The organism is Priestia sp. YIM B13491 (genome assembly GCF_042787605.1).
GTDB classification, from domain to species: Bacteria; Bacillota; Bacilli; order Bacillales; family Bacillaceae_H; genus Priestia; species Priestia megaterium_E.
Window position 1 is genome coordinate 324,596 of the sequence record NZ_JBHZOR010000002.1, and the last position, 20,077, is coordinate 344,672.

Here is a 20,077-nt window from a genome sequence, read left to right on the forward strand (position 1 = left end):
TTAGGACTCACTTACCGTAGCTTTTAAATTAGCTGCCAACACTACAAGTTCTTCTATAGATGCTAATTCCTCCTGTGAAGCCGCTGCTACTTCTTCAGCATAAGCAGCTGCTTGTTTGGCAACCTCTGAAAGCCCCATGACAGACTCCATTACCTTGAACGAATACCCATCAATCTCTCCTGTTGCCCTTGTCATTTTGTTCATTTGTTCTTGAGCAGCAAAGACATCTTCCATGATTGTGGAAAATTGTTCAGTTACATCTTCGACAGTGGCAATCCCAAGTGTGACTTCTTCTGTATTGACTTCCATGTTTTGATAAGCCTGCTTTGCCTGCGCTTCAATTTCTTTTAACAGATGACTGATTTGTATAGCGGACGTTTTAGATTCTTCCGCTAGCTTACGTACTTCCCCTGCTACTACAGCAAAACCTTTTCCATGTTCCCCAGCTCTTGCAGCTTCAATAGCAGCATTAAGTGCAAGAAGATTTGTTTGTTCAGCAATTCTTGTAATCGTGTCAATAATTCGTCCAATCTCTGTAGAACGATCTTCGAGTCCCTTTACTTCACTGGTGGATATCTTAACTGATTCATAGATTTTATTCATTTGATTCGTCACCTCTTTCACCGAAACATTGCCAGTGGAAGCATGTTCAGAGGCTCTGTTCATCGATTGTTGTACCTTTGAAGAATGATCAGTCATTTTCTGAAGCAGCTTGGCCATATCCACCATAGCTTGCTCGGTTTCAACCACATTTAGCAACTGCTTATCAGAACCCGCAGCAATTTCTTGAATAGACATCGTAACTTCTGTCACAGCTGTTTTTGTTTCCTCCATGCTTGCAAGCAATTGCTCTGAGGAATGACTGACCGTGTTCTTTGTTTTACTTATTTTCTGACGCAGCATTCTCATGTGAGTCATCATTTCATTAAATGAAGATATGAGTGTACTAATCTCATTTTTCCCTTTCAAAGGAACAACATCTACAGATAAATCACCGTTTGAAATCCCTTTCATTGTTTTTGACAAATTTTCAACCGCAATTATGTAGCGACGTATGATAAAATAGAACACGGTAGTTGTAAAAGAAACAAACAGAAATGTAATCACTAGCGTAATCGAAGCTGCTTGCTCTTGTTTCACAATAAGATAATAATTTGTTACTTCAATTACAGTAGATGTTATGGCCACCATGGCTGCAATCATACATAGCATTTTCATGCGTAAACTTTGAAAAACTTTTTTCATTTTTTCATCCCCTATACAATCTAAAGACATAGAATGTCTAATCTATATTAGTAGTATCGGCATATTTTTATATTTTTTTGTAAAAACTAAAGAAGAATTGAAACAATTATTATTGGCGCTTTTCCACTAAACATTGGAATACATATCATTCTGCAAGGCGCTGCAACAGCAGTTGATAACTGTCTGATTATTCTTTCATTTGACCAAACTCTACCTTTGCTTATAAAATGAAGATTTGTAGAAAGGAGTACGAAAAATTTTATGTATACGTATCAAACAGGCAATCAAACAATTGACTACAAAATTGAAGTCGTTCCAAATAGAACCGATATCACGGTGCAAATTTGTGACAAAGAAGGGGTAAAAGTTATTATCCCGAGAGGTCTTAATGAAAACAATGTGCGTTCAATTATCGCACGCAAAGCAACATGGATTTTAAAACAACTAAACGGTTCACAGCCAGCTGAGGAAAAGCCAGCTGCTCCAAAAAAAGAAGCAGTAAAAAAAGAAACAGCTAAAAAAGAGGCTCCTAAAGCAGCAGCTTCTGCAGCTAAAACTGGTTCTTTTGAAGAGGGAGACAAATTCCCTTACCTAGGACGTCAATACCGCTTAAACATCGTTCGTGGAGATGTAGCAAAGGCTGAAATGACATTCCGTGCAAAATTCATTGCTACAGTACCTGAAAGCTGGAACGAGCAGCAAACAAATGAAGGTATTGGACAACTATTAACAGAATGGTACCAAGGCCGCGCAGGTGAAAAATTCCAAGAAGCTTTGAAATCTGTTAAAAAAGCAGCTGACAATGCTCCTGAATCTGTTAAGTGGGACGAGTTAGGCGAAGAATACGCTACGACTCAAGATAATACAATCGTATTAAACTGGCGTTTGCTAACAGCTCCTCTTGCAACAATTGAATATGTCATTGCTTCTCAATTTACAAATGCAGATGAGTTATTCGAAGATGCAGCTGAACGCAAACAGTGGTTAAGCGATAACACCCTAAACGCATTTTAAGTTTATACATAAAAAAAGCACGCGGCGAACGCGTGCTTTTTTTATTTGGATAGAAGTACCCGAATAATCTCACTCCTCAAAAATTAGTTAATCTGATAGGTTCATTCAAGCGCAGTTTATAAACCAATATATAATATACATGTTTAAAGTTTTATTAATCTAATTTTAAAAGCAGTAAGTAAGAATAAACTGATTCTATAAAAAACTGCTTCTTATCCTTTTAATACTTTAAACGCTTCTCTTACTTTTCGTGCAAAATCTAACGGTGGTTCTACAGATTCAAAATGCATATACATTGCTCTCGGCTCTTCAAATAGCCAATGGTTGTGAACGGCCGTAACCTTAATATCTCTTTTTCTAAGCTCCGTTAATAATGGATTTACCTCTTCTTGCAAAAGCACGGTTTCACCTAGATTTAGCGCTCTTCCCTTGCTATCTAAATCTTCAAAAGTAAAAAATTGAGGAGTAACTAACGGAGAGCGTGTTGGACGCCCTAAAATTTTAAAACGAATCGTCCTAAATTTTTGTACTAAACAAACGCCATTTTCATCTAAACTGCCTTGTCCACCTAGAATTCTCGCAAACTCCTGACATAGACTCTTTTTATTTTCCCAACTCATTATGCTGACTTCCTCTCTTGTAATAACTTGTCCTACCTTAATAAATATATGTGAAAGTTATCAAGTAGAAACGGCAAACACACAGGAAAACTACCCATTTTATAAATCCTGATTATCAAAAGTCATATTTATTTTTCTTTGTTCATATCAATAGCATGTATTTTTGAATTTAACTAAACAGAGAAATTTAGATGCCATTTAAAAAATTTACTTAAGCAGTTTTTTTAAATTGAATTTATAGGGGGAAGTAAAATGAAAAAAATAGGCAAGGATGATTTTATTTCAGGGTTTGTTCCTCATCATAATCATGGCTCAGTGGACTACACTTCTGTTGCGTCAGGACATGTCCATCAGTGCCTCGATGTAACGTCTCCTCCAATTCAAAGCGAGGATGGAAGCCACATTCACTATACAGAAGGCTATGTTGTTTTTGAAGACGGACATACACATCATTACAAAGCCTACTCTGGTCCCGCTATTCCCATTGGCAACGGTATGCATGTTCACTATTATGACTTTTATACCAGCGAAGACAACCAGCATCGGCATCATGTCAAAGGTGTAGACCATCCTGCTCCGGGCGATAGATAATGAAATAGTTTAATGCAATTAAGCCAAAGTCTCAGCTTCTGAACTGATTTTCATCTTGTGTTTATACCCCTTTATTAAAAGTGAGACCTTTAATAGATAAAGGTCTCTTTGTGCATATATGAGTTAAATGCCAGTCTCTCCCTCTGCTTAAGCAAAAAAGGATATGCGAGCTCTTTATTCCAAAAGTTCGACATACCAGGTCTTTGGACATGTCAAAGTTTCTACACCAATCGATATATTGTGTTTTGAAAGAAAGATATATATAATCAAGAAAATGTTTGATTTTGTTTAAATGTGGATACGTATACCTATAAGCAAGATAGCAAACACTTAAGATGAGTGGTTACGCTATAAAAGTTGTAATGACCATGTAAAGAAAGGAAGTGCAGCTTATGAAAGGACAGAGCTTTTTTATTTTAGGACTTATATTTGCTCTTATCATTGCTGTTTTAGCTGTAATTAACAACGATCCTGTACAATTTAACTATGTATTTGGTTCACAAAAATGGCCTCTTATTTTAATTATCTTAACAACGGCCGTGTTTGGAGGAGTTGTTGCTGCTTCATTGAGCTTTGTGAAAATTGTTCAACTAAGAGGACAAGTGAAACAGAAAAACAAGCGAATTGCTGAGCTGGAAGAAGAAGTCAAGCAGCATAAGCCTGTTGCGCCTGTTGTGGAAGAAGAACCAAATCAACCAGCTACTCGAACTGAGCGCGCTCAGTTATAATAAAGAAGAGCCGTTATTCTAGAGAATAGCGGCTCTTTTCATTTTTTGTTCCGCCCAGCATATTTTTGGCATATACGCATAAATAGATAGATATGGAAAACTTTAGTTCTGAATGGTACAATCAACACTGTTATATCTCTATGAAAAACTTAAATTGACAGTCTTACCGTTAAGAAGGTGTTCATCCATTATGGTCAATAAAAAAATAAAGCGTGAAATTCTTACATACACAAGCGTCATCCTCGGCACCGTTTTGCTCTCTGTTGTCGTTCAGCACTATTGGTTTCAGCCCTACACTGTAAAAGGCGATTCTATGAAGCCTATTTTGCACGAAGGCAATCGAATTATTATTAACAAACACAGCAAGCTGGAGCGCTTTGACATTGTCGTTTTGCAAGCTCCCTACAGCAGTGATTTTCTAGTAAAGCGTATCGTGGGCTTACCAGGAGAAACGGTCGAATACAAAGATGATGTTCTGTATATAAATAACAAAGTCAAAAAAGAACCGCATCTCCATAAATATTTATCCAAAGTTCCTGCTTACGAGCGATTCACTGAAAATTTTTCCACGTACGAACTGTCTCCAGACGGCACGATACCGGATGGATACGTATTAGTGCTAGGTGACAACAGACGCATTAGCCGAGATGGCAGGCATTTTGGCCTCACTCCGATTTCTTCGATCATGGGAGAAGTCAATATGAAATACTGGCCTTTAAAGGAAATGACTTTTATGCATTAACACATAAAAAAGAAAGCTCAAAAGTGAGCTTTCTTTTTATTTTGGATTTTCCTTGTTTTCTACATGCTGTTCTTCTGCAAATTCTGTGTCATACGCTAGTTTTCGCTTAAAAGCGGGACGCGTTCTCGCCGTATGTTTCGTTTCAATATGGTTGAATAAGTAGCGGTGAACAAAAACCTCGGCAAATGTAATAATAGCTGCAGAAATAATACTTCCCCAAGCAATTTGAACGTAGCTGTCTAATAACAATGTTCCAAAAATCCATACGCTCATATAGGTTAGAACAAATTCAACAATAATGGCATCACGGTTGCCCACTCGAGGCAGTACAATTCGATCCACTACTAAATATGTCACAACTGTCGTTAGCAAGCTAAAAGAAATAATATCTCCGATGGTTGCATCAAAAAACAAATCAAGGCCTATACCAAACGCAATAAGTGCCGCTGCAAATTTAATGAGCAATAATGTTGCATGATTCATATTTGAACCCTCCTTTTTCTATATTAATTTGAACAAAAATAGGGAAATTAATACCTTTTTTGCCAAGAAGGGTATAATATAGGCAAAGCCAGTACGCTTGAGGCTGCTCGAGCGTACAAGAATGATTTGGGAGATGTTGTAATGATTGTACTAGAAAATAGCAAAATGAAAGTAAGTATTCAAGAAAAAGGAGCGGAAGTTGTAGAAGTATTTCATAAAGAAAAAGACCTGCAGTTCATGTGGAGCGGAGACCCCGCTTATTGGGGACGAGTATCCCCGGTATTGTTTCCAATCGTAGGCAGATTAAAAAATGATCAGTATACCGTTGATCAGCGCGAATACTCTTTGCCGCAGCACGGCTTTTTACGTGATTCTGCTTTTAGCGTGATCGAACAAACAAACGAAACGGCACGGCTGCAATTTGCTACAAACGGCCGTTTTAAAGACGTATATCCGTTTGAATGTTCAGTTGAAATCAGCTACCGTCTGGAAAATAACCGATTAACTTTTCAGTGGAAAGTAGTGAATGAAGATAAAGACGATATGTATTTTTCAATTGGAGCCCACCCTGCTTTTCGTATTCCGTTACGTGAAAACGAGCAGATTTCTGATTACTTTTTAGAAATAGAGCCTTCTGAAACTACGCCGAAGGAATTTATATTAAAAGACGCTCTTATTCATGAAAAAGGAGCTGCAGAAAATGTGCATCAGCTGCCGCTAAGCGCAGATTTATTTGCAAATGATGCGTTAATTTTTAGCCATATTGACGGAATTACGATTAAATCTGCGGTTAATGAAAATCAAATTAACGTTCAGTTTAATGATTTCCCGTATGTCGGTATTTGGTCAAAGTATGATGCAGAAAATCATACAATCGCTCCTTTTCTTTGCATCGAACCTTGGTTTGGAATTGCAGATACGCATGATCACAACGGAAATTTCAAAGAAAAATTAGGCATCAACCGTTTATCAAAAGACGGTGTATTTCAAACAGAGTTCTCTGTTGCCTTTAGCTAAAGGCAACAGAGAACATAACACAATCAATCCAATCTTAAGATGAACAAATGGGATCAATGATCTGGACTGCTTGTTAGACCGCTGTGGATTTCCGTGCAAGACTTCGCTTTCCGCGGGCGGCTGTTGAGCCTCTTCGTCGCTTACGCTCCTGCGGGGTCTCACCTATTCCGCTTTTCCCGCAGGAGTCTTCGCCTTGCCCTCCAATCAACAGCTAGAAGCAGTTAAATAGATTAAGTCTGCGTTCACCATAACAATAAAAAGCTCCGAACGATTACTCGTTCGGAGCTTTTTTTAACTAAACTGCTTTTGTCCCTGCTTCTTTTTATATTAGTTATTTACAACATCGCTATTTTTTAGCGCATGGACTTGCTCTATTAGCTTCTGAACGTATTCTTCGCTGAGTACACCTGTTGCTCCTCGAATAATTTCAGTCGAATAGTGATCGGGAGGTGCGACTTCTTTTTCTTTATTTAACACAAAAAAAGTAAGCACATGATCCACCATCTTACCTTCATGCTCGACAGAAATAATAGCAGGACGATAGCCGTTATTATCTACGCCTTCTCTGCCATACAGGTACGTAATGGCTTCAGGCGGCACGCGGTACAATTTGCCTTCAACGACTCCGCCTTCTTCAACCATGTCTGCACGTCCTCCGTCATGAATAACGTGGTTATATCGAAGCGTATAGCCATTGAAAACAGCTCTGCCGAGACAGTCTTGGAAATGCTGATCCACCCCGTGCTTAATAAAACGATCGTTATCCATACATGAACCGTAAGCGAAATACAGCATACCTTCTAATAAATCTTCTTTCCACACGCGCCAGTTTCCGCTCGGGATAAATTCGTGCAGCAGCGAACGATCGCTTGCCACATACACAACGGCTTCAAATTCACCTTGGTCCGTTTCAACCGTTTGCACAACTTTATCATATTCATTGTCTTTATGACCTTCATGAATGTATCCTTCTAATTCATCAAGAGCCTTCCACATAAGCTGATCGGTCACTTCATATACTTCTCCGTATACAATATGTTCACTGTCGATATCGAGCATAGGATAGCCTTGCTTTGTGTCATATAATTTCCCTTTCGTTTTTGCCTGCTTGGCAATAGAGCGCGCATGATGCAGCAATCCGTGATTACCTTCTCCTTCAAGAAGCGTTCCGTATACAAATAAATAATTGCACATACTCCTTATTCCCCCTCTTTCTCTTCATAAAGCTCTAGCGGTAACCCGTCTGGATCAGCAAAAAAAGTGAATTTTTTTCCCGTTAGTTCATCTACCCTAATAGGTTCCACATCAATCCCTTGCTGCTCTAGTTCACGCTTAGAATCCTCTACGCTTTCAACCGCAAAAGCTAAATGTCGTAAGCCGCACGCTTCAGGCCTTGAAGGACGCTGTGGCGGATTTGGAAACGAGAACAACTCAATTTGATAGCCAGGAGCTACTTCTAAATCTAGCTTATATGAATCTCTTTCTTTTCTATATGTTTCTTCTATAATCTTGCATCCTAACACATTTACATAAAAAGCTTTTGAACGTTCATAATTACTTCCTATAATGGCTACGTGGTGCATTCGTTTTAAATTCATTTCATTCTCCCATAAAAACCCTTTTCTAATCATCCTACACAAAATGCCGGCAAACATCAAATAATTACGTTATCACCTTTGACGAGAGTGATAAAAGTCACGGACATAGCGCCTCATAACGAGTAACATAACAACGAGGTGAATAACATGATTTCGTTAACATTTAAAGCAAGAATTGACCGAACTCAAAATTTAGATTCGTTAAAAGAAGAAGCGTCTATTATGCACCGTATTGCTGATCAGCTATCTCCAATGAGCCCTGAGTTCATAGAATATACTGAACGTATTCAATATGTGTATGAACGCATGCACATTATCGTACGTCATCCTACTAAAAAACTCGCTTAATATAAGCGAGTTTTTTTATAAAATCTTTGTCAAACTACCTTATTTTGAGATATACTGAATGCTAATAAAAAAATGAAACTTTTTGATCTTACGCGCGTATACTTAATTACGATAGGATAAAAGATAAATAGTTACGCAGATAAAAACCATCACGTGATGGTTGACATAGTTAAAGGAGGTGGTATTCTGATGGGGTTGCGACATACAAAATTGGCGAACTTGCAGAGATGGCACATGTAACGAAACGCACGGTTGACTATTATACCAACATTGGTTTGTTAAAAGCAGAACGCTCTGCTTCTAACTATCGCTTTTATAACGAAGAAGCGCTGAAACGTCTTTACTTAATTGAAAAATTAAAAAGCGAAGGCCGTTCTCTTGAAGAGATTTCTTCTCTATTTTCTATAGAGCAATCCGAGAATAGCCACTCCAAAGACGAATTAGCATCCAAATTTTACGTACTAAACGACAGTTTAAAAGAATTTGCACCGCTTATGGAAAAGCTGAATGAAGAAGATCGAAAAGTAATGATGAATCGGCTCTCACCAGAAAGCGTCACTCTTTTGCACTCTTTACTGCTGCTGCTGTCGTAAATTTATTATTTACAGGAGGTGTTTACTTACTTTATAGCATTATAAAGTAAGTATATTCATTGATAACCATTAACTTAATTATTTTTGCGATTTTAATTGTACTCACTGCTTTTTTCGTTGCTTCAGAGTTTGCAATTGTGAAGCTTCGTAGTTCACGGGTAGATCAACTTGTTGCTGAAGGAAAAAAAGGAGCGAATGCGGTTAAAACCGTGACGACACACTTAGATGAATATTTATCTGCGTGTCAGCTTGGTATTACGATTACTGCTTTAGGACTCGGTTGGTTAGGAGAACCGACTGTTGCGAAGATTGTAGAACCCCTGTTTGAAAAAATGGGTGTTGCTGCATCTTTAACACATATTCTTTCATTCATTATCGCATTTGCGCTTGTAACGTTTGTTCACGTAGTCGTTGGTGAATTAGCGCCAAAAACATTTGCGATTCAAAAAGCTGAAACAGTTACGTTATTGTTTGCTCGTCCGTTAATTTTATTCTATAAAATTATGTTCCCCTTCATTTGGTTACTAAATGGTTCCGCCCGTTTATTAACTGGAATGTTTGGATTAAAGCCAGCTTCAGAGCATGAACTTGCGCACAGTGAAGAAGAGCTGCGCATTATTTTATCAGAAAGTTTTAAAGGCGGGGAAATTAACCAGTCTGAATATAAGTACGTGAACAACATTTTCGAATTCGATAACCGTGTTGCTCGCGAAATCATGGTACCAAGAACAGAAATTTCAGCTGTTTCTGAAGACGACAGCATTGAAGATTTCTTAAAGCTTGCTGTAGAAGATCGCTACACTCGCTACCCTGTTACCGTTGACGGAGACAAAGATAACATTATCGGCTTAGTCAACGTCAAAGAGATTCTAAACGATGTCGTAATTAACGATGCGTTAAAAAAGCAAAGCGTGAAGCTTTATATGAATCCTATTATTCAAGTAATTGAAACCGTAGCGATTCAAGACCTACTGCGCTCGATGCAAAAGAAACGTACGCATATGGCTGTGTTGATTGACGAGTACGGCGGTACGGCTGGTATCGTTACCGTTGAAGATATTTTAGAAGAAATCGTTGGAGAAATTCGAGATGAGTTTGATACAGATGAAAAGCCGCTTGTTCAAAAAATCAGCGATCAGCATTTTGTCTTTAACTCAAAAGTACTGCTTGAAGAAGTCAACGAAGTGCTTCATATCGAAATTGAAAACGACGATATCGATACAATTGGCGGCTGGATGCTAATGCAAAATATCGATATCCAGGAAAGCGAATCGTTCAAACTTTTCGGATACGAGTTTATTGCAAAAGAAATGGACGGTCACCAAATGAAAGAAGTAGAAGTACGTGCCCTTCCTGAAGAAGAACGCGTGCAGCCTGAAAGTCATTCACCAGAACAAGAAGTTACACAAGCATAATAGAAAGAGCCGCTTCTTTATAAAGCGGCTCTTTTTTTATTATTGTTTTACTTTAATCATGCAGCAGCTTGTACACAACATTCTCTTCTGCCTCTTCCCCAGTCTTTTCTTTCGCTTGGTCCATCGTGCCGACAAATTCCAGCTTTCCTTCCTTTAAGACCGCAAACCGATGACACACGTCTAAGATTTCATTCAAATCATGGGTAATATAGATAATCGTTTTTCCTTTTGCCGCCAGCTGTTTAATATAACGAATGATCTCAAGCTTGGACTGCAAATCAATTCCGACCGTCGGCTCGTCCATTAACAAAACGGACGGTTCATGAATAAGTGAAACGGCTATGTTTAGCTTTCGCTTCATGCCTCCTGATAAATTTTTCACTTTTTCCTTCCATCTTCCTTCGAGCTGTACAGCTGAGCAAAGAGACTGAAGCTGTTCATTCGACAGAGAGCGTGAAGTCATTTTACTCCACATTTTCATGTTTTCTTTTACGCTAAGCTCTTCCCACAGCGCTATGTCTTGTGGAACGTAGCCAATGACTTCTCGAATCGCTTTTTGATTTTTCTTAAGCGATAAGCCTCCAATCGTGACCTTCCCGCTTGAAGGAGCCGTAATGGTAGACAAAATAGACAGAAGCGTCGACTTACCAGCGCCGTTTGGTCCTAAAAGACCAATGACTTCTCCACTTTCTACGGTCAGCGTAACATTTGCTAATGACCGTTTTTTTCCGTATGTTTTGCTAACATTGTTAATTTCAATCATTTGATGCTCCTCACATTCCACACTAGTTTAAACGCGCACAAACATATACATGCAATGGAAACAGCTATCTCTTTCCAAATGAACGTAAGCGGCAGTGCATGCTGATACAGAAGCAGATGCTGCGGAAGCCACTGACTTATTCTTTCAATCGTTGCAGAAAGCTCTCCTACCGGGAAAAAGCTCCCTCCTATTATACTGAGTCCTGTGACCATAACAACGCTGATCATATAATAAGATCCAACTCGCTGACTTTCACTTGCAAGCCACGTGCTAAAAGCAACGCACACAATCACATAGATACACATATACAGCAGCACACCGTAAGACTCTACTCCATAAAGCCATTTAAATAGAGTAAAGCTTATGAGAGCTTGAAGCACGTATAGCACAGCATAAGCGGTGCTGACGGTTCGAATATAACCGTAAAGTCCTTTTTGCATTGTTTTCATTCGTTTGAAAATGTGCTTCCGCTCTTTAATCATCCAATCTGATGTGACGCAGCAAAGTAAAAGCGTAAAGAATCCCCATAGCGGCACGTATCCGGTCATTTGAACGTTCCCTTGCTTCGTATGCTTCGTTCCTTGCGCCTCGTAATCAATTGTCATCAGCGGCTTTGGCTTCCACTGGTTATCAGTATAACGATACGCTTCTTTCCATAAATCCGGTTCTGCATGAATGTTATAGACTCTATATAAAAAACGCACTTCATTTGCCGCTTTAACATTTGTCGTTAACCTTGTCACTTCACTCGCCACAACTTCTCGAACCGCTTCTGTGGCAACGGAAGAAGGCAGCGTGAGCAAATCAATGACCCCTTGATAATTCCCCGCTTCTACTTCTTGTTGAAATCCGTTAGGAAACATAAAAATGCTGTCAATTTTATTTTTTGCCAGCTGCTTTCTCGCTTGTTCTTCGTTCAGAGAAAGAAACTGAATTTCTGTTGTTTTCTGTAGTCGATCCATCACTTGTTTAGACATTTTGCTGTGATCTTGATCGACAAGAGCAACAGGTATTTTCGAATCACTTTGTACTTTTGCTAAAAACGAGCTGCTAATAATCGTTCCTATTAAAGGTAAAAAGAAAATCATAATAACAAGCATAGGGCGCTTCAGCAGCTGCTTTATTTTTTCACTGATCATTTTCTCCACCGCCTTTGCAAAGTCATCACGTAGCCAACAGCAAGAACAAAACTTCCTGCTGCCGTAATGAGAATAGGCTTAAGGTGAAGAAAAGCTTCGTTTGTGTTATATCCATCAAACTCATAAAATAACAGCTCCAAGACACGGGTGTTGAGTGACCATTTCTGGAAACCACTCGCCCAGTCCGGTAAATAGACGACCGGCACAACATGTCCGCTTAAAATCGCACTCAGCAAAATAAACAGCAAACCGGTTATTTGATAAGCTTTTTGTGATAAAAAAAGAACCCGAAGCAGTAAAAACAAACATAAAAAAGCAAACAAAATTCCGCTTACCCCTAAAAAAAGCTCTCCGTACGTACCAGTTACAGGAAGTTTCAATCCTTTAAGGAGGCTTCCAAACAAAACGACGGATACGGGTAGCAAAAGAACATACAGAGCCGTCAGCTGCGCTAAATAAATGTGGACAAATGATACACCTCTTGTTTTCATTCGAGCCAGCACGGGAGAAGTCTGCGTTTCACTAGCAAGCAGCCAGCCGCCGTAGCTCCAAATCATAAGCAGCAAAGCAGCAAAAGACAGGACGTAATATTGCTTCATATCCTGCTGAAAGAAACTCGTTTCTATTTGTTCATCAAATAAACTTCCTCGATCTAACACGTGAAGCCCAAACGTCACCAAGCTTTTCTTAAACTCTGCGCGTCTATTTTTATCGGAAACATTTTCTTTTTCTAAAAAGGTATCAACCGTATTAATACCGCTTTGAGCAGCTGATGTGTAGTCGGCTGCACTTTCCATCACATAGCGAAAGAGCTGTGACTGAAGCGGCTTATTGCTATTTCCAATGACGTGTAAAGGCTGATTTTTCCCATGAGCAATATCATGACTAAAACCTTTTGGCAGCGTCACAATGGCTGCCACTTTATTTTGCTGCAGCAGCTGTTTAGCTTTCTGTTCATTCGTGTAAAGAGGCTTCATGATTTTGCGAAGCTTACCTTCAGTCAGCTGTTCGATGACGTACTTGGTTTGTGCAGTATCATCTTTATCCACAATTGCCACGGGGAACCGATTTACTCTCTCCTCACCTTGCATGCTCTGACTAATAATGATCCCTGCTCCAAATAAAAACAGAGCAGGGATCATTATTAGCAGTATGAGAGATTTTATATTTTTCAATAGAGCTTTACATGTAAAAAGAGTCAAAGAGAAATATATCTTCATCTGCTTTGCACCTTTTAGTAACCAGCGGTTCCCATATTCATCATGAGACCTTGAACATTTTTAGCGAAATTTTCTTGAATTGACAGCATATCTTCAGGCGTTACATCTTTTACGTTTGTCGCATTAGATGCGTCAAGCTCTGGAATAGCTGCTGATTTTTTTAATTGAGAAGCAGAGTCAATTTTTAACGTAACGTTTGCCGGATCTGCTTTTGGTCCTATTTTTGTACGAATATCAAACGAATAATCTGCTTTTCCTTTTGAAGCACTTATTGCTTGATTCTGCTTTACTTCCCCGTTTACTACTAGATCTTCTTGATCACCTAAGTCTAAAGAGAAAGTACGGTCAGCCGTTTGTTTCGCATCGGTTTTACCATTGATTACTGAATCCATTTTAAACGTCATATTCGTGTCTTCATCTTTTGAATCTTTTGTTAACAAATGAATAGACATGTTTTCTTTTCGTTTTTCACTTTCCGTTGTTACGTCATTTTTCATATCAAACGTAAACGCATCATCGGTAGTGCTATCAGTTAGAACTGCTTTAAACTGCTTAGCCGTTTTGTTATCTTCATACGGAATATTTTTAGTCACTACGTTAAGTTTGCCTTTATCGTTAGAAGCATTTTTTACACCCATGTCCATATCGCGAGCTACCACAACATCATCTTGAACGTACACAGTTGATTTAACACCGCCAGGGTAAGTCGTATCTTTTGCTTCTTTTTGGAAGTCTTGAAGACTTTCTTTTACTGATTTTTTCAATTCTTTTGGATCTGCCATATCTTTTAATTCTGGATTCGTTGCTGCCGAAGATTTAAACAGCTTAGATACGTGATTTGCATAGATGGTATGAAGCTTGTCATCTTTTGCTACCTTCGCAATAAGCTTATCCATAAATTGTTTTGTTTCTTTATCAGACATGTTAAGCGTCACGCTTGTTAACTGAAGCGTTTTGCCATTTGTTTTATAATCCACATTTTTTTCTTTTGTAAAATAATCGCTGTCTAGCTGATCATAAATGAACGTTCCGTACTCTTTTGCAATGTAAGTCTTTTCTTTTTCCGTTAACTTTAAATCTTCTAAACTCACGTTGCTTGTGTTAATATCAAGCGTTTCAGGACCAGAATAAGAAGGATCGAACTTACGCGCTACCTGTCCATATTCGTCTAAGTTTAAATAGAAATATTCATTTGCTAGAATCGGAGCTTTAAAGCCTATTCTTTCTTTCGTTTGAAAACCTTCTAGGTCAAGCGCTTTCGAACCGCCGATATTAAGAGCCAGTGAACCGTATCCTTCACTTTTTTTCGGATCTTGTTCCGCTTTAATTTTAATTTCAGCTTTACTGATAAGGTCTTGAATCATTTTAAAGCTTGGATCATATGAAAGTGAATCCATGTTAAAGCCGCCTTTGATAGTAGCATTTGTAGTAGAAGGCTGCTTCATCGCTTTTTCCTGATAAGCCATCGTTTCACTGTACTTTGTTTCTAATTCATCAGCTGCTTTTTGATACGTATTTACTTCAGAAATTAAGTATAATTGCTTAGGAGATTTTTTAAATACCGTAGCAAATGTAATTGCTCCTCCAATAATCACAATTAAAGCTGCTAAAATGATAATCCATTTAGCCGGCGCTTTTTTGGGAGCGGGCGCTGTTTCTAGCGAAGCCGCTGTTTCGTCTGTTGTTCTGTTTTGATCTTTCTCACTCATCTACACCAGAACCTCCTATGTATTTTGTTAGTCACTTTGTACATGATAAGGAATGGTTTCCATAAATTCTACTACTTCGACAAAATAAGACAATAATTAGTCCGATAAACCGATGTCTTTCGGTGCAATATCGTGTGCAAAGTACTCTACTTAAGTACCCAATATATTGAAAATAAAACCAATTATTCAAAACTATCTCAATAACTATTAAAATAGGTAAATGACTTAACTTCTTAGTTTATTACAATATATTCCTATTTTTAAGCATTTACACCTAATAATTACGAATCGGCACTTTTCTATAGTCGATCTCTTTTTCCTTTAATCATATACAGGTGATATCTATGTACGCCTTTATGAAAAGATGATAAAAAAGCAGCGTTTTGTTCTGGTTCGAAAGGGAAATAATATAAGAAAGCTTTTTTCATGCCGGTGATGTAAAAATCGAGTAAAGTATTACTAAATACATTTTACACAATTTAATTTGAGGATAGAAAAAGGAGGATATCATTATGAATATACGCGTCACTCCTTCTGCAAAAGAAGCGTTGCGGAACGTAGAACAAAATCAAATGATTCAGCTTTCTTTTGATCGAGGAAGCTGCGATATTGTTAATACGATTTATGAAATGAAGATCATCTCAAAGCGCAGCCTTCAACCCTATGAAAAAGTTGTAACGGTTGAAGACTTAGAATTTATTGTTGATGACGACATGGAAGAAGTGTACGACAATGAGCTGGTAATTGATCACGCAGCAGGTGCTTTTGTCTTCAAAAATCACAACCAAATTTTTAATAACCGCGTAGGATTGCGCTATATCAATTCATAGAAAAAAGCAGGGAACTAACTCCCTGCTTTTTTTCTTGCATATGTTAGGAAACTCGCTTCTATCGATTGACTTTTAAGCGCTCTTGGATAAATAACAGCACGTTCACAAGACTATTTTCTTCATATACATTCACCTGCTGACGCTTAAATTCTCCTTGTTCATGGTAGTAAATAATATCTCCTGTCCCTTTGTCTTCATTCATATGTAAATGAAAACTAAGCGGCGTCGCCAAAATAGATCCATCTTCATCTCGCTGAAGAATTTGACAAAGCGTTTGATTCCCTTGTTTTTCAGATAAAAAATCATAGCCAAATTGATGTGCTAACTTCTCCACTTGTGCAGCAATAAGAGCTGTAATCGGTTGATTGTCTTTCATAAGCAGTATTTCTCCTTACTTCATCTCATTAGGGTTTTCTTATTAGTATACTATACCTTAAACTTCTGGAGCTAACGACTTAACCTGTGCATATCATGACCACATGTCCATCCGGATCTTTTATCGTAAAAAACGAAAAATCATCAAAAGAAGTAATCGGAGACTCAATCGTATAGTCCATCCCTTTAAGAAATTCATACGCTTCTTTAATATCTTCCGTATGGAAATTAAAAATTGGATGAGGGCTAGCCACTATTTGTTTTTCTGTTCCTTCAGGACCCGCGTCTAATGTTAACCCCGTTTCTCCATCAATTTTAAGATTATAAACAGGGTCCTTCACCTCGCTCATCTTGTATTCTTGACTCAGTAACTCGCTATACCATTTTACTGAAGTTTTTAAATGAGATACGTGGATAAATACCGTATTCATTTTATTGAAGACAGGACTCGACATTTTTAATCCTCCTTTTTGCTTTTGGTTCATTCTATACCATTATCCACGTATCATTTTATACCTGCTATTCCCTTAACTTTTGCCCATATATACAAAAAAGCTTGCGAATACTATTCACAAGCTTTTTCTTCATGAAAAATATGTATGCTGTACAACTACAATCACAACCGCAATTAAAATCGAAGGCAGTAAATTCGCAACTTTAATTTTAATAATTTCTAATAAATTAATTCCAATCGCTAAAATTAACACGCCCCCTACTCCCGTGACTTCGGCAATGATACTATTCATTAAATCTTGCGGCACGACCGCATTAATTTGCGTGGCAAACAACGCAATGATGCCTTCGTATAGAAACACGGGCACCGCTGAGAAAATGACGCCTATTCCAAGCGTAGTCGTTAATAATAATGAGATAAACCCATCCATCACCGCTTTTGTAAACAATACGCTGTGATCGCCTCGTATTCCGCTGTCTAATGCTCCTACGATTGCCATTGCTCCAATGACAAAGATTAACGTCCCTGTTACAAAGCCCTGTGAAATACTGAATGTTTGCTTGTCATTTTGCTGTGATTGAAATTTTCGTTCAATCATATTGCCTAGAAGGTTTAGCTTTTCATCTAAATCAATGAACTCACCAATAACCGCTCCAATGGCTAAGCTCAAAATTACAATTAAAAACTGATGACTTTTAAAGCCCATTTGCAAACCGAGCGTAATAACGGATAAACCCATCACTTGCATCACCGTCACGCTTACTTTTTCAGGAATGCGGTGAGCAAGCTTGCCCATTAATGTTCCTACAACAATTGCTAATCCATTGACTAATGCTCCTATAATAAACATGCTGTCACCTTTACCATGAATAATGCCGCTTCTTTTTTCATTTGTTCTACTCCCTCTCTGCTCCGCACTAGCTGTATCAAACACACTAAATTTTAACATAAAATTCTTTCAATTATGAAGAAAAGAAAAAAGAGATTGAAACGTAACTAGATTACCCCCATATAAAAACGAACAAATAGGATACATGAGCTGATTGCTTGCGACAACGCTGTTGATTTCCATGCAGGGCTTCGCTTTCCGCGGGCGGGCGCTGAGCCTTGCCCTCCAATCAACAGCCAGAAGCAACTAAATAGATTAAATCTACGTTCACCATCACAATAAAAAGATCCGAACGCTTCATCGTTCGGATCTTCTTTTAACTAGAACAGGTTTGTTCTAGCCTTTTTATTAAAATGTAATAACGTCTTTTGTACCTTGCTTTTGGTAGCCTGTTTTTAACAGCTTTACTTCTTTATCCGCTGGCAAGTTGGTAAATACAACTGGTGTCACAATAGACGGTGCATGCTTTTTAACATAGTCTACATTCACTTGTAAAAGCGGCGTCCCTTGTTGAACGCTGTCGCCTTCTTGAACAAGCGCTTCAAATCCTTCGCCTTTTAAATTCACGGTATCTAATCCAACGTGAATGAGGATTTCAATTCCTTCGACTGTTTTTAAGCCAATCGCATGTTTTGTTGGGAACACGGTCATAACTTCACCGTTAATCGGTGATACGAGCGTTCCTTCAACAGGTTCAATCGCAAAGCCGTCGCCCATCATTTTTTGTGAAAACACTTGATCTTCTACTTCACTAAGCGGCTTTACAACGCCTTCAAACGGTAACACAAACTCTGTGTGTACGTCTGCTTGAACAGCCTGTTGTTCAACAGGTGCAGCGGTTGACGCTGTGCCGTATTTAACTAATTGATTCATTGCGTCTGCAACAAACTCTACTTCTGTTCCGACAATGACTTGAACATTTGTTTTGCTGAGCTTCATGATTCCTCTCGCTCCGTGGCGCTTTAAGGCAGCTTCGTTAATGTTGCCGGCATCAGCTACTTGTAAACGAAGGCGAGTCGCGCAGTTATCAATGACGGTCAAGTTTTCTTTTCCGCCTAAATCTTCAATAAAATAAGACGCCATATCCACATATTTATCGCCTGTTGCCACAACCGTTTCGTTTGATGTGTCTACTTCTTCATCATCTTCACGTCCCGGTGTTTTTAAATTTAACGCTTTGATCAGCGTATAGAAAATGACAAAGTAAATGACTGCATATACAATTCCAATTCCCGCTAACAGCAGCGGTTTTTGTGAAATTCCGTAGTTTAAGAAGAAATCAATGGCCCCTGCTGAAAATCCAAATCCAGCGTGAATACCAAGAGCAACGGCTAAAGCCATTGATATTCCTGTTAAAACGGCATGAATAACATATAATAACGGTGCTACGAACATAAATAGAAATTCAATTGGTTCCGTAATTCCCGTTAAAAAAGAAGTAACCGCAAGTCCGATTAACATACCGCTGACTTGTTTGCGTTTTTCTTTTTTAGCTGCTGCGATCATCGCAAGCGCTGCTGCCGGTAAACCAAACATCATAACCGGGAAGAATCCAGACATGAATGTTCCTGCCGTTGGATCGCCTTTAAAGAATCGATTCAAATCTCCCGTTACGCCGTGATAGTCTCCGAATACAAACCATACTAAGCTGTTTAACACGTGATGCAGTCCAATTGGAATCAACAGACGGTTTAAAAATCCGTATATACCTGCACCAAGCGCTCCTGCTCCTGTAATCCACGTTCCTAAGTTGTTAATTTGATCTTGAATCGGCGGCCAGATAACCCCGAAGATTCCTGCAAGCGCGAGCATAACGACTGACGTAATAATCGGTACAAACCGCTTTCCTGCAAAGAAGCCGAGCCACTCTGGCAGCTTAATGGCTGAGAAACGATTGTATAGTAAACCAGCCGTTACCCCTGAGACAATCCCGCCGAGTACACCCATGTTAATATCTTTATCAATAGCTACAGTACCTTTTGTTAACACAAAATAACCGACCACTCCGGCAAGTGCTGCTGCGCCGCTTCCATCTTTTGAAAGCCCTACAGCAATACCGAGCGCAAACAGTAGTGCTAAATTCGCAAAAATTGCATCTCCGGCTTGTGCCATAAATGGAATATCCAATAAGTCCTTTTGACCCAAACGAAGAAGCAATGCCGCAGCAGGTAATACTGCGATTGGCAGCATAAGCGATTTACCAATACGTTGTAAAAAATTCAGCATGTTTCTATCCCCTTTGTATAACGTATTTAACCCGATGTTACGAGCAAGGATTTTCGTAACAATATTTATCGGATGACA

The 20,077-nt window shown here is 38.7% G+C and carries 23 protein-coding genes; 9 read left to right on the forward strand and 14 right to left on the reverse strand.

Annotated elements, in window-relative coordinates; translation table 11 throughout:
- Entirely contained in the window at positions 1-1,245 is a 1,245-nt protein-coding gene (locus ACFX4E_RS07840; RefSeq protein ID WP_051421047.1) for a methyl-accepting chemotaxis protein, read from the reverse strand.
- Between the two features lie 261 nt (positions 1,246-1,506).
- Here ACFX4E_RS07840 and ACFX4E_RS07845 point away from each other — a divergent pair, with 261 nt between their 5' ends.
- Positions 1,507-2,259, forward strand: a complete 753-nt coding sequence (locus ACFX4E_RS07845; protein WP_028414208.1) for a M48 family metallopeptidase — start codon at positions 1,507-1,509, stop codon at positions 2,257-2,259.
- Between the two features lie 212 nt (positions 2,260-2,471).
- Here ACFX4E_RS07845 and ACFX4E_RS07850 read toward each other — a convergent pair whose 3' ends face one another.
- Positions 2,472-2,879, reverse strand: coding sequence for a DUF1259 domain-containing protein (locus ACFX4E_RS07850; RefSeq protein ID WP_025749486.1), 408 nt, complete (start codon positions 2,877-2,879; stop codon positions 2,472-2,474).
- Between the two features lie 252 nt (positions 2,880-3,131).
- Here ACFX4E_RS07850 and ACFX4E_RS07855 point away from each other — a divergent pair, with 252 nt between their 5' ends.
- The 3 genes from ACFX4E_RS07855 to lepB all read left to right on the forward strand — a co-directional run bounded on the left by ACFX4E_RS07855 (position 3,132) and on the right by lepB (position 4,940).
- The gene (locus ACFX4E_RS07855; RefSeq protein ID WP_013055902.1) at positions 3,132-3,470 is read left to right on the forward strand and encodes a YmaF family protein; all 339 of its coding nucleotides are present in this window, start codon (positions 3,132-3,134) and stop codon (positions 3,468-3,470) included.
- Positions 3,471-3,862: 392 nt separating this feature from the next.
- The gene (locus ACFX4E_RS07860; protein WP_060746685.1) at positions 3,863-4,198 is read left to right on the forward strand and encodes a LapA family protein; all 336 of its coding nucleotides are present in this window, start codon (positions 3,863-3,865) and stop codon (positions 4,196-4,198) included.
- A gap of 190 nt (positions 4,199-4,388) precedes the next feature.
- Positions 4,389-4,940, forward strand: coding sequence for a signal peptidase I (lepB, locus tag ACFX4E_RS07865; RefSeq protein ID WP_013055900.1), 552 nt, complete (start codon positions 4,389-4,391; stop codon positions 4,938-4,940).
- Between the two features lie 36 nt (positions 4,941-4,976).
- Here lepB and ACFX4E_RS07870 read toward each other — a convergent pair whose 3' ends face one another.
- The gene (locus ACFX4E_RS07870; RefSeq protein ID WP_016763336.1) at positions 4,977-5,423 is read right to left on the reverse strand and encodes a YndM family protein; all 447 of its coding nucleotides are present in this window, start codon (positions 5,421-5,423) and stop codon (positions 4,977-4,979) included.
- 141 nt (positions 5,424-5,564) lie between these two features.
- Here ACFX4E_RS07870 and ACFX4E_RS07875 point away from each other — a divergent pair, with 141 nt between their 5' ends.
- Complete coding sequence (locus ACFX4E_RS07875) at positions 5,565-6,440, forward strand: aldose 1-epimerase family protein (RefSeq protein WP_377257929.1); 876 nt, start codon at positions 5,565-5,567, stop codon at positions 6,438-6,440.
- 73 nt (positions 6,441-6,513) lie between these two features.
- Here the strand turns inward: ACFX4E_RS07875 and ACFX4E_RS07880 are convergent, their stop codons facing one another.
- The 3 genes from ACFX4E_RS07880 to gloA2 all read right to left on the reverse strand — a co-directional run bounded on the left by ACFX4E_RS07880 (position 6,514) and on the right by gloA2 (position 8,038).
- Positions 6,514-6,648 (reverse strand): hypothetical protein, encoded by a 135-nt coding sequence (locus ACFX4E_RS07880; protein WP_255255733.1) that lies wholly within the window; start codon positions 6,646-6,648, stop codon positions 6,514-6,516.
- 119 nt (positions 6,649-6,767) lie between these two features.
- Positions 6,768-7,634 carry a gamma-glutamylcyclotransferase family protein gene (locus tag ACFX4E_RS07885; RefSeq protein ID WP_028407845.1) on the reverse strand — a complete coding sequence of 289 codons (867 nt, stop codon included), beginning with the start codon at positions 7,632-7,634 and terminating at the stop codon, positions 6,768-6,770.
- A 5-nt stretch (positions 7,635-7,639) separates the two neighbouring features.
- Positions 7,640-8,038, reverse strand: coding sequence for an SMU1112c/YaeR family gloxylase I-like metalloprotein (gene gloA2, locus ACFX4E_RS07890; RefSeq protein WP_014461134.1), 399 nt, complete (start codon positions 8,036-8,038; stop codon positions 7,640-7,642).
- A gap of 147 nt (positions 8,039-8,185) precedes the next feature.
- Here gloA2 and ACFX4E_RS07895 point away from each other — a divergent pair, with 147 nt between their 5' ends.
- The 3 genes from ACFX4E_RS07895 to ACFX4E_RS07905 all read left to right on the forward strand — a co-directional run bounded on the left by ACFX4E_RS07895 (position 8,186) and on the right by ACFX4E_RS07905 (position 10,394).
- The gene (locus tag ACFX4E_RS07895) at positions 8,186-8,386 is read left to right on the forward strand and encodes a hypothetical protein (protein WP_014461135.1); all 201 of its coding nucleotides are present in this window, start codon (positions 8,186-8,188) and stop codon (positions 8,384-8,386) included.
- 227 nt (positions 8,387-8,613) lie between these two features.
- The gene (locus tag ACFX4E_RS07900) at positions 8,614-8,979 is read left to right on the forward strand and encodes a MerR family transcriptional regulator (protein WP_377257932.1); all 366 of its coding nucleotides are present in this window, start codon (positions 8,614-8,616) and stop codon (positions 8,977-8,979) included.
- A 59-nt stretch (positions 8,980-9,038) separates the two neighbouring features.
- A complete protein-coding gene (locus tag ACFX4E_RS07905) occupies positions 9,039-10,394 on the forward strand; it encodes a hemolysin family protein (RefSeq protein ID WP_013082163.1) in 1,356 nt (451 codons plus the stop codon).
- A gap of 52 nt (positions 10,395-10,446) precedes the next feature.
- Here ACFX4E_RS07905 and ACFX4E_RS07910 read toward each other — a convergent pair whose 3' ends face one another.
- From ACFX4E_RS07910 to ACFX4E_RS07925, 4 genes are read right to left on the reverse strand one after another with little or no spacing between them, the layout of a single operon-like run.
- Positions 10,447-11,157 (reverse strand): ABC transporter ATP-binding protein, encoded by a 711-nt coding sequence (locus ACFX4E_RS07910; protein WP_060746681.1) that lies wholly within the window; start codon positions 11,155-11,157, stop codon positions 10,447-10,449.
- The gene (locus ACFX4E_RS07915) at positions 11,154-12,296 is read right to left on the reverse strand and encodes an ABC transporter permease (protein ID WP_377257935.1); all 1,143 of its coding nucleotides are present in this window, start codon (positions 12,294-12,296) and stop codon (positions 11,154-11,156) included. The genes ACFX4E_RS07910 and ACFX4E_RS07915 overlap by 4 nt, the downstream gene beginning before the upstream one ends.
- Complete coding sequence (locus ACFX4E_RS07920) at positions 12,293-13,516, reverse strand: ABC transporter permease (RefSeq protein WP_028407842.1); 1,224 nt, start codon at positions 13,514-13,516, stop codon at positions 12,293-12,295. Before ACFX4E_RS07920 ends, ACFX4E_RS07915 begins: the two co-directional genes overlap by 4 nt.
- 14 nt (positions 13,517-13,530) lie before the next feature.
- Positions 13,531-15,225, reverse strand: a complete 1,695-nt coding sequence (locus ACFX4E_RS07925) for a DUF6583 family protein (RefSeq protein WP_060746678.1) — start codon at positions 15,223-15,225, stop codon at positions 13,531-13,533.
- Positions 15,226-15,737: 512 nt separating this feature from the next.
- Here ACFX4E_RS07925 and ACFX4E_RS07930 point away from each other — a divergent pair.
- The gene (locus ACFX4E_RS07930; RefSeq protein ID WP_057241684.1) at positions 15,738-16,055 is read left to right on the forward strand and encodes an iron-sulfur cluster biosynthesis family protein; all 318 of its coding nucleotides are present in this window, start codon (positions 15,738-15,740) and stop codon (positions 16,053-16,055) included.
- Positions 16,056-16,113: 58 nt separating this feature from the next.
- Here the strand turns inward: ACFX4E_RS07930 and ACFX4E_RS07935 are convergent, their stop codons facing one another.
- From ACFX4E_RS07935 to nagE, 4 genes are all read right to left on the reverse strand, one after another.
- A complete protein-coding gene (locus ACFX4E_RS07935) occupies positions 16,114-16,431 on the reverse strand; it encodes a hypothetical protein (protein ID WP_034270421.1) in 318 nt (105 codons plus the stop codon).
- A 79-nt stretch (positions 16,432-16,510) separates the two neighbouring features.
- The gene (locus ACFX4E_RS07940; protein ID WP_377257938.1) at positions 16,511-16,885 is read right to left on the reverse strand and encodes a VOC family protein; all 375 of its coding nucleotides are present in this window, start codon (positions 16,883-16,885) and stop codon (positions 16,511-16,513) included.
- 129 nt (positions 16,886-17,014) lie between these two features.
- Positions 17,015-17,734: a DUF554 domain-containing protein gene (locus ACFX4E_RS07945; protein ID WP_057239623.1), complete on the reverse strand. Its 720-nt coding sequence runs from the start codon at positions 17,732-17,734 to the stop codon at positions 17,015-17,017.
- A 387-nt stretch (positions 17,735-18,121) separates the two neighbouring features.
- The gene (gene nagE / locus ACFX4E_RS07950) at positions 18,122-19,999 is read right to left on the reverse strand and encodes an N-acetylglucosamine-specific PTS transporter subunit IIBC (RefSeq protein WP_217599497.1); all 1,878 of its coding nucleotides are present in this window, start codon (positions 19,997-19,999) and stop codon (positions 18,122-18,124) included.
- Between the last annotated feature and the right edge of the window lie 78 nt (positions 20,000-20,077).